The organism is Bacteriovorax sp. PP10 (genome assembly GCF_035013165.1).
Classification (GTDB): domain Bacteria; phylum Bdellovibrionota; class Bacteriovoracia; order Bacteriovoracales; family Bacteriovoracaceae; genus Bacteriovorax; species Bacteriovorax antarcticus.
In genome coordinates, this window is the sequence record NZ_JAYGJQ010000002.1 from 498,093 (window position 1) to 512,072 (window position 13,980).

14 protein-coding genes are annotated in these 13,980 nt (G+C 38.8%); 7 read left to right on the forward strand and 7 right to left on the reverse strand.

Annotation, left to right across the window (positions count from 1 at the left end; all coding sequences use genetic code 11):
• The first annotated feature begins 13 nt into the window (after positions 1-13).
• From SHI21_RS12395 to SHI21_RS12415, 5 genes are all read left to right on the forward strand, one after another.
• Positions 14-475, forward strand: a complete 462-nt coding sequence (locus SHI21_RS12395) for a PilZ domain-containing protein (protein WP_323576907.1) — start codon at positions 14-16, stop codon at positions 473-475.
• A gap of 86 nt (positions 476-561) precedes the next feature.
• The gene (locus SHI21_RS12400; protein ID WP_323576908.1) at positions 562-1,764 is read left to right on the forward strand and encodes an FAD/NAD(P)-binding oxidoreductase; all 1,203 of its coding nucleotides are present in this window, start codon (positions 562-564) and stop codon (positions 1,762-1,764) included.
• Between the two features lie 5 nt (positions 1,765-1,769).
• Positions 1,770-2,510 carry a hypothetical protein gene (locus SHI21_RS12405; RefSeq protein ID WP_323576909.1) on the forward strand — a complete coding sequence of 247 codons (741 nt, stop codon included), beginning with the start codon at positions 1,770-1,772 and terminating at the stop codon, positions 2,508-2,510.
• 12 nt (positions 2,511-2,522) lie between these two features.
• Positions 2,523-3,059 carry a peptidylprolyl isomerase gene (locus tag SHI21_RS12410; protein WP_323576910.1) on the forward strand — a complete coding sequence of 179 codons (537 nt, stop codon included), beginning with the start codon at positions 2,523-2,525 and terminating at the stop codon, positions 3,057-3,059.
• Positions 3,060-3,145: 86 nt separating this feature from the next.
• Positions 3,146-4,162: a hypothetical protein gene (locus SHI21_RS12415; protein ID WP_323576911.1), complete on the forward strand. Its 1,017-nt coding sequence runs from the start codon at positions 3,146-3,148 to the stop codon at positions 4,160-4,162.
• Between the two features lie 48 nt (positions 4,163-4,210).
• On the opposite strand, the gene recJ is transcribed toward SHI21_RS12415, so the two are convergent.
• The 7 genes from recJ to SHI21_RS12450 form a co-directional block, all read right to left on the reverse strand.
• Positions 4,211-5,908 (reverse strand): single-stranded-DNA-specific exonuclease RecJ, encoded by a 1,698-nt coding sequence (gene recJ, locus SHI21_RS12420; protein WP_323576912.1) that lies wholly within the window; start codon positions 5,906-5,908, stop codon positions 4,211-4,213.
• A gap of 37 nt (positions 5,909-5,945) precedes the next feature.
• Positions 5,946-6,194 carry a hypothetical protein gene (locus tag SHI21_RS12425; protein ID WP_323576913.1) on the reverse strand — a complete coding sequence of 83 codons (249 nt, stop codon included), beginning with the start codon at positions 6,192-6,194 and terminating at the stop codon, positions 5,946-5,948.
• Between the two features lie 225 nt (positions 6,195-6,419).
• A complete protein-coding gene (locus SHI21_RS12430; protein WP_323576914.1) occupies positions 6,420-7,268 on the reverse strand; it encodes a hypothetical protein in 849 nt (282 codons plus the stop codon).
• A gap of 151 nt (positions 7,269-7,419) precedes the next feature.
• Complete coding sequence (locus tag SHI21_RS12435; protein ID WP_323576915.1) at positions 7,420-8,760, reverse strand: C1 family peptidase; 1,341 nt, start codon at positions 8,758-8,760, stop codon at positions 7,420-7,422.
• 132 nt (positions 8,761-8,892) lie between these two features.
• Entirely contained in the window at positions 8,893-10,275 is a 1,383-nt protein-coding gene (locus tag SHI21_RS12440) for a C1 family peptidase (protein ID WP_323576916.1), read from the reverse strand.
• 145 nt (positions 10,276-10,420) lie between these two features.
• Positions 10,421-11,797 (reverse strand): C1 family peptidase, encoded by a 1,377-nt coding sequence (locus SHI21_RS12445; protein WP_323576917.1) that lies wholly within the window; start codon positions 11,795-11,797, stop codon positions 10,421-10,423.
• Between the two features lie 155 nt (positions 11,798-11,952).
• Positions 11,953-12,339 carry a hypothetical protein gene (locus SHI21_RS12450; protein ID WP_323576918.1) on the reverse strand — a complete coding sequence of 129 codons (387 nt, stop codon included), beginning with the start codon at positions 12,337-12,339 and terminating at the stop codon, positions 11,953-11,955.
• Positions 12,340-12,561: 222 nt separating this feature from the next.
• Between SHI21_RS12450 and SHI21_RS12455 the strand changes: the two genes are divergently transcribed.
• Positions 12,562-13,194, forward strand: coding sequence for a hypothetical protein (locus tag SHI21_RS12455; RefSeq protein ID WP_323576919.1), 633 nt, complete (start codon positions 12,562-12,564; stop codon positions 13,192-13,194).
• A gap of 164 nt (positions 13,195-13,358) precedes the next feature.
• The gene (locus tag SHI21_RS12460) at positions 13,359-13,964 is read left to right on the forward strand and encodes a hypothetical protein (protein ID WP_323576920.1); all 606 of its coding nucleotides are present in this window, start codon (positions 13,359-13,361) and stop codon (positions 13,962-13,964) included.
• The last annotated feature ends 16 nt before the right edge of the window (positions 13,965-13,980 follow it).

The following is a 13,980-nucleotide window of genomic DNA, read 5'->3' on the forward strand; positions in this document are numbered from 1 at the left end:
TCGGAGAGCGATTATGTCTGAATTTAAAGTACTAGATTTCAACAAGAAAAAAGCAGATACAATTGAACAAAAGCGCAGAGCTTTTAATCGTATTGTTTTCCAAAATTTTTTGGGAGCGTATTCGGTTATTGATGATAATGGATCAATTTATCCTGTAACGATGGTAGATATCGCAGGGGATGGTTGTTCATTTCAGGTTCCTTGGAATCCAACACGAGATAAAAAATTAGCGTCTGGTTTTGAAGTGAACATGAGAATGTATTTCACAGATAAATCATATATTCCTGTGATCATGAATGTACGCCACGGTAAAGAAGTCCTGGGTTCTGACGGGATTACTTACATGCAATATGGGTGTGAATTCGATAAGACCGTAGCGACATTTGAAGCTATGCAAAGCTTTATTGATTTCATTTACAGATTTGCAGAGCATTCAGCTATCGATAAAGGTGACACTAAGGTCTATTTCAGATAATAGCAGCGCGCTATTTATCCATTTTAATATTCATATTCTCACTTCATATGTTAGATTTGTACTCCTAGTTTTGGGGGTACAAATCTATGAAAATGGCCATCGTTGGCTCTGGTCCACTAGCAATCTTAGCAGCTCATCACTTCGATCAAATCGGGGCTGAGGTTTCGTTATTCCAAAGATCTCCTTTGGGCGGAAACTTGCGTACACTTATGGACACCCACCCAGAATTTAAAATTACATTTGAAAATAAAGAAACCACACTCAAAGAATTTTTTGAGAAGGTGATGGTTCCTGCTGTGTCTGATTTAGAACAATATAATCTGACAAAACATGGTGACGTTCTTCGCGTACATAAAAGATTTCTATCGAAAGGGGAAGTGGTCCCAGGTAGAACCAGACTTTATGATTTGTTCCGCGTGGTTTTTTCGAGAAATCCACAAGAGACGATTGTAAAACAAATGGAAGAGAGCCCTGAGCTCTTTGCTCACCTTGGTGAAGAAGTGATTCAATCGCTTCATAAACCAGTGGAGAGTTTTGATGATTTCGATATTGTTATCGAAGCCCGTGGTTTTGGAAAAACTCCAAATCCAATGGGAGCAGGTAATAGTCTTGCTTTAAATGAGAACAATCTAAAAGACAGCTCACTGCTGTTTTATGAAAAAGATATTTTCACAAAACTAAATTTAGAAAATAAAAAAACGGTGATCTTAGTTGGTAACGGGCCTACGTGTATGCTGGCACTGTTAAAGTTTAATGACTGGCTTTTAACAAATCCAGGCCATGAACTTCACTGGGTGACTAATGAGAAAGCTGATACATCTTCTGGTGTAAAGTGGCTCGATCAGCAAGTCACAGCATTTCGCAAAGAAATTGAAGATCGTTTTGATAAAGCGAAACTGACATATGAAACAAAGATTCGTGAGTGGCGCGATCTGGAAGATTACGTAAAAGTAAAAGTTCCAAAACCGATTGAACCAACACCATTACTGGTTGTTCATGAAGGTTATGACGTAACGTCAGTCGATAGATTATTAGACCGCGAAGGTGTCTTCACAACGATTGAGAGTCCTGACTTCAGAGAGTTTGCGACGAAGCCATCAGACATGATGACACTCGCTGCAGACGCACTTTGTATTGCTCGTGGAGTAAGTGCAGAGTCTCTTGCTGGAAACAGCATGCTGGACACTGAACCTGGTTTCTACGTGCTTAATTCACTATCGATCGATACAGCTTTAGAAGACATTAAAAAAATAGAACAAGATATTTTAAACTACTTTAAGAAAGCATAGGTCTTATGAAAAATATTTTTATGCCATTGATGATTTCAGGATTAGTGCTTTTAGGATCATGTTCTTCTAATTTAAAACCTAGAGACGTGGCCCAGTACTATGCTTCAACAGGTGTTGAAAAATATTTTCTTTCTGATCTTCCAGATTGGGCAAACTATAGTGTGTCTGCTGGATGTTTTAGAACGAGCGGAATCAGGTATTTTGATATCGACGCTTTAATGAAGAGTTATTCATTACAATACAGTGAAGCCGTTCAGATTCAGGCAACCTTCAATGAAGAGTACCTGGTTTTAAAAAAGCAGCCAGGAGTGACGATCGGACTTAAAGAAGAGGAAGCCGTCTTCTTCAGAGCAAGTGAGAGAGTTAATAGTAAGATTAATTTCTTTGAAGCACCGACATTTAAACAGGTTCACTTAATCTGGTTAGATGAAGCACTAAAAGGAAAGAAGCAGGAAAATAAGCTACGAGCATTTTTACAGTCTTCAGTTCACGACAACGGATTTCCTGTTCTGATTTCAGCATGCTTAACGAAGAGTGAGATCGAAGCAAAATTTCCTAACGTTGCCTTGAAAGCAATCAGTGCGGAAATGTTTTCTGTCTACGATACAAATGGAGTGAAACAACCAAGCATCCATACCGAGCTTGATAGTTTTTTCAAACCAGATCAAAAGATCATTTTTTATTCACAAGAACCTAAAAAATCCCTGGATAACATCAAGGGCAATTATAAAGTGTCTAACTACTAATAGGAGAACAATATGTTTGGAATGGGCGTAAAGAAAAGTGACTACAAAGAAAACCTTGACCGTGTAACGGCAGTTTTCACAACTAACATGGGAGAGTTCGAAGCTGAACTTTTCGCAAAAGAAGCACCAGAGACAGTTTGGAACTTCATCAACCTTGCAGAAGGAAGACAAGAAACTCCAGCTAAAACTGGGCCATACTACGATGGATTAGTTTTCCACCGTGTAATTGATAACTTCATGATCCAAGGTGGATGCCCAGAAGGTTCAGGAAGAGGCGGACCAGGATATAAATTCCAAGATGAAACTCAACCAGGTCTTCGTCATACGGCTCCTGGAATTCTTTCTATGGCAAACGCAGGACCGGGAACAAACGGATCTCAATTTTTCATTACGCTAGTGCCAACTCCACATTTAGATGGAAGACACACTGTATTTGGAAAAATTACATCTGGAATGGATGTTGTTTCTAAAATTGGAAAAACTCCAGTTGGTGCAGGCGACCGTCCAGTGAAAGAAGTAAAAATTGAGAAAGTTACGATCAAGAGATAATTTCTTTATCTAATTTTTATTTGACACTAATTATTACAGTGTCCAAGATAGTTGCTGATCTTAACTTAATCTCGACGAGGGGAATTATGAAAGCACTAACTATCTTGGCCACTGTTGCTCTAACAAGCACATCTGCCTTTGCTCTAGACACTGTTATGGCCGCTAAAGGGCGTTTCGATTACATCCACACTAAAACTGAAAATAAGCCAGGTGGAGAAACTTCTTCTGGTGTATTAACGACTTCATACTTGAAGTTAATCATTGACTCAAAAGTCAACGAATCAACAACAGCTAAGTTAACTCTAGATTTCAAACCAAATCCAACAACAGATAACGGAACTTCTGGTCTCGTTGATGAGGCATACTTAACAAAGAGATTTGAAGCTCTGTCAGTGATCGTTGGAAAGCAGGCCGTAATGACTGGTGGACGTGAGAACGATTACTCAGGTCGTGATGTATATATGTTCTCTCGTTTTGCTGATTCAATCACAAAGAACTTAGTTGGTGCTTCTGCTGGTTATTCAATGTTTGGACAAAATGCTTACATTCAATACCTACAACAAACTGACGCTAACCAAACTCCATTAACAGATAAAAAAGTTATTGGTGCTGCTTACTACGGTGAGTGGATGAATAAAATGATTATGCCGATCGTGTCTTACCATAAACTTGGGACAGACCGTCCTGGTGCATATAACACGCAAATGGTAGGAAGCTTACGTGTAAACGTTGATAAGTTTTTTGTTGAAGCAGACTATCTTGTTCTTAAACAAGAAAAGTTAACGGCAGCAGGGGACGCGAAACTTAATACTATCGTAGCTCACGCTCGTTATCTTTTTGACCAAGGATTCCAACCATTCGTTAAGTACATTAATGAAGATGGGAAAAAAGGATACGGCGGGATTGTTGCTGGATCAACTGATTCTGAAAGATCTGCATTTGAAGTTGGTCTAGAGTACTACCCAACGAAAGATGAAGACATGAGATACCATGTTGTTTATGACAACTCGACTTCTAAGAAAACAAGCCCAGGGCCAACTCAAAAAGTTGAAGAACAAAAGATTTTCGCTGGTATCGCGTTTAACTACAATCTACTTAAGTAATTAATTTAGATAAAAAAAAGGGGAGCTGAAAAGCCCCCCTTTTTTTATCTAGTCAAATTCAACTTTATCAACCATCAACTGTATCGACTCATTCCCATTAAAGCGATTTAGCCCCAACGTAAAATAAACCGACAGGTCTTCATGTTTCAAATTCTGAGTAGAGTAAATCTCTGCCGGAGAACTTGCTTCATGTTTTCCAATATAATTAAAACTAATCCCTTTCAGTTTTACTTTCTCTTTTGAAAGACTCCATCTCACGTGCACATCTTTCATCAAATCAAATGATTCAAGCTTCACACCTTTGATACGGAACTTTGGTTTTTCATTCCCCATTCCAAATGGTTCTAATAAATCTAAATCGCGCATTAACTGAGGATTAATTTCAGTCGCATCGATATCCAGGTCATAAAAATCCATTCTTGTACGAGTGATCGCCGGAATGTCTTTTAAACGTGCATTCATGTTATCAATAAAAGCGCGAAGGTTTTCTTTCGGCATTGATAATCCAGCTGCGGCCTTATGGCCTCCAAACTTCAAAAACAATGCTTCTTCAGCTTTTAGTAAACTGAAAATATCCAGGTTGCCGGCACTTCTGCAAGACGCTTTGATAATCCCGTCATGTTCTGAATCGGTAAACACAATTGCTGGCACTTTAAATGTCTCAACTAACTTAGAGGCCACGATACCAATAACACCTTCATGCCAGTGTGGTTGATAAACGATGGTTATAAGATGTTCACCATCAAAGTATTTTAATTCTTGTTTTACCTGGTCGCGAGCTTCAGTGAAAACTTCACTCTGAATGAATTTTCTTTCTGTATTACAGCTCACCAGAAGATCGTAGTACTCGCGTGCCTTTTCAGCATTGTCGCAGATTAAAAGTGCAAGGGAAGCTTCTGGATGCTCCAGACGTCCTTTTGAGTTAATCAAAGGTCCAATATGAAAGGCCAGTTTTTCAGAAGGAATTGTTTTTGCTTTTAACTCTTCACTTGTAAAGAAAGCGCGAAGCCCAGGGTACTCTGTATCTTTTAAAAGTTTTAAACCATGGCGAACCAGTTTTAAATTGAGTGGACTTAAGTGAGCAAGGTCACAAATTGTTCCAATCGCCACAAATTGAAGAAGAGAGTAGATCGAAGGAATCTTTTGACCTTTTTTAATCAGGTCATTTCTGATTTGCATCGCAAGAGCAAACCCTACAGTCACTCCGGCCATCGTTTTAAGCTGATCGTAATCAGGGTTATCTATTTCATCACGTCTGTTTGGATTGATGACTGCAAAGGCATTAGGCATCGTCTCGCGGGCATCTTTATGGTGATCAGTGATGATCAGGTCCAGACCTTTTTCGAGAGCGTAGTCTGCTGCTTCGTTATTGCTGATACCGCAGTCGACAGTGATTAAAATTTTAAGTTTGTTTTCAACGGCCTCATCAATACTTGAAAGATGAAGTCCGTACCCTTCAATAAAGCGCGAAGGCTGAACCGTACTTACGTTCACTCCAAGCATTTTAAAAAAGTGGAAGAGTAGAGCACACGAAGTTGTTCCATCCACATCATAGTCGCCATAGATCCCGATTTTCTCTTCGCGATCAATCGCTTCGATAATACGGGCCGAGGCCTTCTCCAGATCTTTGAGCGAACTCATGTCTGGAATGGTTTTTAAATCCCAAGATAGAAAATCTTCAATCATCTTGTGAGTGAAGCCTTTTTTATCAAAAAGTCTTTGAATGATAGGATGGAGTTGTTGCATATCTATTCATAGCATTAATGCTACGAAAAGTGATCAATTACCAGAGAACTGTAAGACCTTTTATGACATCTTCGTCGTGCATTTCATGACCGAAGGCGAAAAGTTTCTCATAATCTGCTTGAGATTTAGAATGTACCTTTGAGAAGTAGTTGACAGGGAGAAATGACTTCTTGCAGCCATTGCATTTTTGCGGCTCTTGGTGAGACTCGTTCATATGTCCACATACATGGCATTTCTTGATAATAAGTTTGTCGTTCTTAATCTGACCTTTTAATTCTACTTTCATGATGATTCCTATTTCACGAAGAGTTGCGTCCCTACAAATTTACTTGAACATTCCTTAGCTCAAGCTGGCTGTAAAAGCTCTTCGCCTCTTTCGATCAAAATACTTAGGGAATAATGGAAGTTTTTTCCGCTTTTTCACTGGAGTGAAATGGTCAGATAAAAAAAGATAAGGCCCGCAAATACCGTGACGATATTTGCGGGCCAACAAAAGGGGTGTGAGAAAATTTTATTGGAACGATACTCGTTGCATATCCATAACATTATTATTTGTAATGAAGTCAGTTGAAGGATTCACCGGGTTTTGCATTTGAATTGCTGGTTGGATATTCATCATGTCACCCATGTTGAAGCTATAAGGTGCTTCATATTGAGCAGAAGGAGCTCGTTGTTGCATATACGGATTCGCTTCTGGTTGAACTTGCGATAAATTTTGTCCTAGTTGCGCAAATCTCGGTCCAAACTCTGATGTTGGTTGGATTTGAAATGCTGAGGCATCAAATTGGTCTACTCCAAAAGAGTATGGATTGTATGGTGATTGATTGTGTTGCATTTGAGGTGCTTGCATCTGGTTCATCATTGTGAACATCTGTTGCATTAACATCATTTGTTGTTGTTGTTGAGTAATCATGAGTGAAGTCATTTGTGAAATCAAAGACGCGAAGTCTTGTTTTTCAGTAAATCTTGGGACTTCTGATTTATCAACTGCAGCTTCTTCTTTTTTAGGTTTTTTAAGATCAGCAATCTCTAGCATGATCGCTTCTTTATCTGCCATCAATTTTTTGATTTCATCTTCAAGTGCAGATTGTTGTTTATCTTTTAAGCAAGAAACTTGCGCTTCTTCTTTTTTAGCTTCAACTTTATGAGTTAGTTCTCTCATTTCATAGAGAGATTTTTTAGGAGGTGTAATTCCTTCTGCTCTCATTTCCTCAAGTTTTTTTCCTTCAGGTTTTGTGTCTTCCTTGCTTGCCGGGAATCTATTCACGTTATGATCTTCTTGCCATAAAACTTTTGGTGCAAAGGCACTTAATGTTAATAGAGCAGAAAAAGATACAACGACAGCAGTTTGCTTTTTCATATAATCCCCTTGGATTGGAAGCTTTGATATACAGGTATCATTGCAGCTAACGTGCCATAGGGTAGAGGTCTGAATTGATTGGATATGAGAGGGGCTTAGCTGTCTAAACTTTTAACATATAAAAAATTCCTGTTAAAAATTTAGACAGTTCTTATTTCGAAAGAGGAGTTGTAACCTCTAAGAGTTCTATAGGAGCAAGGGAAGTGTCAGTATAAAGAACCACTTTAGTCGTGAGAGCAGGCCTATAAAGCGTGCTTGAGAAGGCTTCATGAACATTAGGTGCCAGGAGGATATTTTCCGGCATGCTTATCGTTCCATCCTGATGCCCGCTGAAATCCAGAGTACTGGAATTCCCCATGGCGTAGATGTACTGATATTGAGAATCATAAATAGGGAAGAATTGAGGAGCTAAAACTCCTTCAGAAAGAACAATGTTAAATCCAAGAAAACTGTGAACTTCAATATAGTGTCCATTGGCCTCTGTGATGGCAAGATTGATATCCAGGTCTATATCCGATTCAGTAAGAGCAGGTTTAACTGCCAAACTTACCACATTTAGATTATCAACCTGAGCGTCGCTTGGGATCGCCATGTCGCCATCGATTTTTGCATAGTATAGGTAACCATCAACATATCTATCAACCATGTCAAAACTAAGTTTTCCAAAACCAGCGATACCCCAGTCATTACCCCAACTGTTTTTAAAATAAAAAACTTTCTCATCAAGGTTGTAACCAGTAAGGATAACTGAATGGGCCCCGCAAGAAGCAGGAAGCTGCAGACACGCTTGTCTCATTTCTTCAGTGTAAGTCACGCTACCATCATCACTCCAGCCGCTGTAATTCACAGGCAATGAAATAGAGAGTGGACGCTCGTTAGTCGCTAGGTACTTAATAATTTCATTTGTATTTTTTCTGATAAACCCAGTTTTGATTGAGTCTCCAGGAATAACTTTATTTAAAGCTGCTTTGGGAGGAGTATGAACAAAGCAGTGCATAGGTGTATCTTCATTATCTTGAATCCCTTCGCATGGATTTCCTTTTTCAAACCAATTGGGGCGATAGCTGAAATCCTTTTCTAAAAGAATTCCGCCTCTTTTTGCCGCCTGAAGATTGACACTTATATGAGAAGCTTCAACATCGTCGTAGTGCCCTTGATATTTTGTCGAGTAAATTGAGTATTCTTCAGAAAGATTAACGTCGATCCCTTTATCAATTTTAATGGCCGCTTCTAATAAGGCCGTCGCTGCAAAAAATGTACATGTTCCACGGTGACCTTGATTTTTAACAGACGTCATCTTCTGTGAGAAGTCTACCATTCTGGGGAAATCACCAAGAGCTTCTTCATTGTAAGAAGAAAGGGTCGTCATATCGTTGAAAGCGCCCAGAACAATTTTGTTTTTTGCTGAGCTAGCAACAGGCGCAGCTTGCTTTTGTCCACATGACTGTAGAGTAAAAACCATGGCAATGATTAAAAATGAGAAAGTTTTCATAAACCCTATTATGCCAAGATTTAGGAGAAACTATGAATGGATTGAAAGTTTTACAAGTAGGTGAGGAAGGGCCGTCTAAAGTTTAGTCAAAGGGCCGCGGACTTAAAATGAATAAGTCCGCAGTTTTTTTAATTATTGAACAGGAGTATAAACTCGTTTTAAAACTTTAAATGTAGAATCGTCCGTATGAACGTAAATCGTTGTTCTAAGGAACTTATCGTAATCAGGATTCCCTAAAAGAGCATCAATTGAAGGAAGGCTAAACATTTCTGCTGTCAGGGCCAATCCCGCAGTTTCTGTTGAATTGATGGCAATTTGGTTTTCTTCTTTAGGAACAGTTACAGTAGAGACTCTTACGTAATCCTCTCCAGTTGCTTCTTTCTCATCAACGCTCAGGCGAACCAGTTCGGTGTTACCATCACTTGGTAATTCAGCAACGTAGTTCTTTGATTTTTTAACCAGGTAGCTGCTGATATAAAGCATCTTTCCGCTAGTCTCATCAACTTCACTATCGATAGCGATGCTGATTGATTTATCTTCATTCGCGTATGTTTCAACGTCAAACTTTTGAAGTTTTATTTCAGGACTCTTTCCTTCAGGTAGTTTCACTTCACTAGGCACTTCAGCGTAGTAAAGAACTTCATTAACGTAGACATCCACTACATCAAATGGAATTGTTCCATAACCATTTTTCCCCCAATCTTTCCCCCAGCTATTCTTAAACATGAAAACTCTTTTTTCCATGTCGTAACCAGTAAGGATAATAGAGTGACCACCACAATCAGATGGAGTTGTGAGGCATTCATTTCTATACTCTTCATTAAAGTCAGTCTCACCAGTGTTCGGCCATGCATTGAAGTTAACGTTGACTGACATAATCAGCGGACGTTTTTTTTCAGCTAAAAATCTGATAATGGCATTTGTATCTTTAGGGATAGAAGTAACAGTGATTCCTCTGGCGTCTATTAAGCGCGACATTGCCTTTTTGTTAGGTTTGTTATGAGTGAAACAAGTCTTAGGTGCGGATCTGTCTGAAGCTTTATAATCACCGCAAGGACGTCCTTTCTCAAACCATGAGGCCTGGTATGACCAATCTTCTTCAAGTAATAACCCTTGAGTTCTCATTCCTCTTACGTTGTCTTCTACGATTGAGCCTTCCATTTGTTGGTAAGGTCCCGATTTTTTCGCAGCATAGTTTAAGTATTCTTCTGAAAGGTTAACTTCTTTCCCTAAGTCTTTTTTGATCGCGCCTTCAACCAACCCGATAACGCTAAAGAAGGTACATGTCCCGCGGTCAGCTTGATTTTTAGCAGGAGTCATATCTGCGCTTAGATCTACCAGTTTGGGAAGATCAGTCAGTTGTGATTCATCCAGAGTGCTGTAAGAAAACATGTCACTGTATGCACCCAACACAATCTTATTTTTGTATTCATTAGCTGCAACAGGAGCTTTCCCCTGACTACAAGAAGCAAGGATAGATGTGAATGCAATGGCGGCAATAAACATTTTATTCATAGGTATTCCGTCTTAAGGTATTAACAGAATAATTATCGCGCAAATTTAGAGGCTTAGGGGAGAGTGTGAAAGAATTACATAGAGGGTGCTAGGATTTTAGACAATATTGCGGTCTTAATTTCATAAGACCGCAATATATGAATCGTTATTTAACAGGCGTATAAATACGTTTTAGCACTTTATAAGATGAATCATCCGTATAGACATAAATTGTTGTTCTCGTCACAGTATCATAATCCTGAGAACCCATAAGTTTAGCAATTGAAGGAACTGTTAACATTGCAGAAGGAAAGTGTAGAAGAGCAGCGATTTCCAGTTCGTTTTGTTCGGCCGGGATGGAATACAAAAGGCTTCTTGGCATTACATCGCCTGCGATTTTTTGTTCTACTTCATCAATAATTTGAATCGTAATAGTATTTCCATCAGTTGGTAATTCAGTGGCGTATTGACTGGATTTTTTAACAAGGTAACTGCTGATATAAATCATGTGCCCACTTGTTTCACTAACTTTTCCATCAGCATAAATATTGATTGATTGATCTTCATTTAAAGTTGTCTTGGCCGAAAAATTCATTAGAGCCAAGTTATCCACATTAGCATCAGCAGGAATTTTTAATGGGTTTTTTACTTCTGCATAATAAAGATTATCGTTAACATATCTATCAACAACCTCGAATGGAATAGTCCCATAACCATTTTTTCCCCATTCCTTTCCCCAGCTATTTTTGAAAAAGAAAACTTTCTTGGCCATGTCGTAACCAGTAACCAGGATAGAGTGACCACCACAGTCTGAAGGATTGCTTAAACACTCTTGTCTTAATTCTTCGTTATAAGTGGTTTCACCTGAATTAGGCCATCCATTAAAGTTAACTGTCACAGACATAATAAGAGGACGCTTTTCTTCGGCCAGGAATTTGATCATTTTGCTGGTATCTTTTGAGAGAGAAGAAAACTCGATACCGTCAGCATTAATAATGTTTGCTGCTGCTTTTTTATTTGGTTTATCATGAGAATAACAATATGCCGGTGCTTTTGAATCAGTACTTTTATATTTCTCACACGGTAAAGCTTTTCCAAACCATGAAGATTGGTAGGCCCAGTCTCTCTCCAGGATCAATCCATCTTTTGAGATCGTGCGGAGGTTAAATCCAACATTCGATCCTTCTTCACTTGGATAGTAACCTGCTTTTTTGGTCGCATAGTTCAGGAACTCTTCAGAGAAATTAACATCCTGACCTAAATCTTTTTTTACTGCTCCTTCAACCATCGCTAGTGTTGAAAAGAATGTACATGTTCCACGGGCATCCTGATTTTTAACTGAACTCATATCAGAACTCAGGTCTACAGTTGCTGGAAGATCTTTAAGGAGTGCTTCATCAAGCGTCGAGTAAGTTGCCATATCAACATAGTTACCCAAAACTATTTTATCTTTATAACCACTGTTATTGACTGGTGCTTTGCCTTGACTACATGACGTCAGAATCGAAGAGGCCGCGAAGATGATAACGAAAAGCTTTTTCATATAGAGTCCTATATATTTTGTTGAGCGTGCGTTATATCAGTTTATTATTGGATTTCTAGATTTTATTGAATGGATTTTAAGAAAGTGTTGTAAATAAAAAGCGGCCTTAAATATAAGGCCGCGATTTATAAGATCTAAATATTAAAAACAAAAAATTATTTTACGTTATCGATAGCTTTAATCGTTTGGTTCATCGATTGCTCTAACTGTCTAGCAAGTGCCATCTCTTGTTGAAAACGGATCTGTTCCATTTTCTTTTCAACCATAATACGGTTTCTTTCTTCAAGTCTTTGTCTTAGAAGTCTTAAACGATCTGAAGACGTAAGTTGCTTAGGAGCTGGAGCTGGTCTTGGTGCTCTTCTTACTTGTTGAACTGGTGCCGGAGCTGCTACTGGTTCTTCAACTTTATATTTCCCTTCGATGTTTAGCGTAGGTGATTGGATCGCTTCATCAGCAAGAGTTAACTCATCATTTACATTAATTTCTGTGTCTGCTTTTACATTGAAAGCAAGTAATACGCTTAATAACATTAAGTACTTCATAGGATTCCCCTCTGTGTTTTATAAGCGTGTTGTATGCCCCTTAAGGATTTCTGTAAATGGGTTGTGTAAAAATGATAGTAGTGCCAAGAAGTCAGGATCATAGTGACACCAGTATCATTTAAATTTTCGCTAACAACTTGAAATAATATTTTTTTATTCTGGCATTCACCTTGCTTTAGTTGGTCCGTGCTCAACAAGGGCCGTGTAGTTCTGGGGGGAATTATGAAAAAAATAATGATGTTAGTTGGAATTCTTATGCTTGCTTCTTCTTGTGTAGAGATAAACGGAGGTTTGCAAGTTCGTGAAGCATTCACTGTAAAGAAGAAATCAGGATTTTTAAATCGTAAGACAAAAGAGATCACTGTGAGTCCAAGGTCATATAAGGCCAGCTTAAAAATGGCGAGCGATAAGAACTTCACACTAAAGCTTGATGGTGGAGATTTAGATAATGTCAGCATTCCACTTAAAGCAGAGAAAGATTTAGATGTTCCTTATAATGGAAGATTTAATATCTCTCACGAAAAAATAGATCAGCCGTTTGATATCAGCGGGACGATTGCTACATCATGGGAAAACTCTGGTTACAACGAAGCTCTAGAGTCTTGTTCATGGACTTCTACAGAAAAGAGATGTGACAAGGTTTGTGAACCAGCGACTGGGCGTTGTGAAGTTCAGTGTCGTGATGTAACGACGACATTTAATGGGAAGAAGAGAGTTGAATACCATTACTCGTATACAAGAAGAGATTTGAATCTTGAGATTATGAGAGCGAACTCTACTGGGATCGTGGCTACTTTCGTGGGTTCAGATACTGAATCGACTAGAGTCGTAGATCGTGAAAGTGCTTGTTGGTGACAGGCAAAAAATGCAGCCGCAGCTGCATTTTTACTCGGCCTGAAGATAAGAAAAACTAGGCCACTTTAAATGAGTTGCCTGTCAGTTAGAGATTCGTTTGTTACATAACCTTTAACAGGGCCCACTTAGTGGGCCTTATTTTTTGCCTATAAATCGGAGTTTCTATGAAAAAGATGTCGCTATTATTTGGAATATTGATGCTTCTGTCTTCATGTAAAGAAATCGAAGGGGAGCTGAAAGTTGAGCAAGCTTTCAATGTGAACAAAAAATACGGACTTCTTAATCGCAAAACTCGCGAAGTAAAAATCGGGCAAGAGACATATAAAGCAGAATTAGAATTTTCCAGCAAAAAGAAATTGAACTTAAATCTTGAAGGTGGATCCCTTGGTAAACTTTCAATCTTAATTAAAGCAGAGGATGATTTTGAAATCCCTTCATATGATGGAGAGTTCAGTATCCCTCATAATGAAATCAATCAGCCTTTCGATATTAGAGGTGAAGTAGAGTCGAGTGCCACGCAATCAGATGTCCAACACTCAACGAAGTCATGCACGTGGGAAGTTGTAGAGCGCCATTGTGATGAGTTTGGATGTAGAGACGTAAAGGTTACTATTCAAGGGCAACAAGAATACGATTACCAGACAACGTATTCAACGAAGAAGGTTCGACTGAAAATATTAAAAGTAGGGACAGATGAAGTGCTGGCGAATTTTTCAGGAAGTACGTCTGATCAGGAAACAAGAAGAGATAACACAAGTCCATGTAGATAAAAAAAGGCCCGCTTAG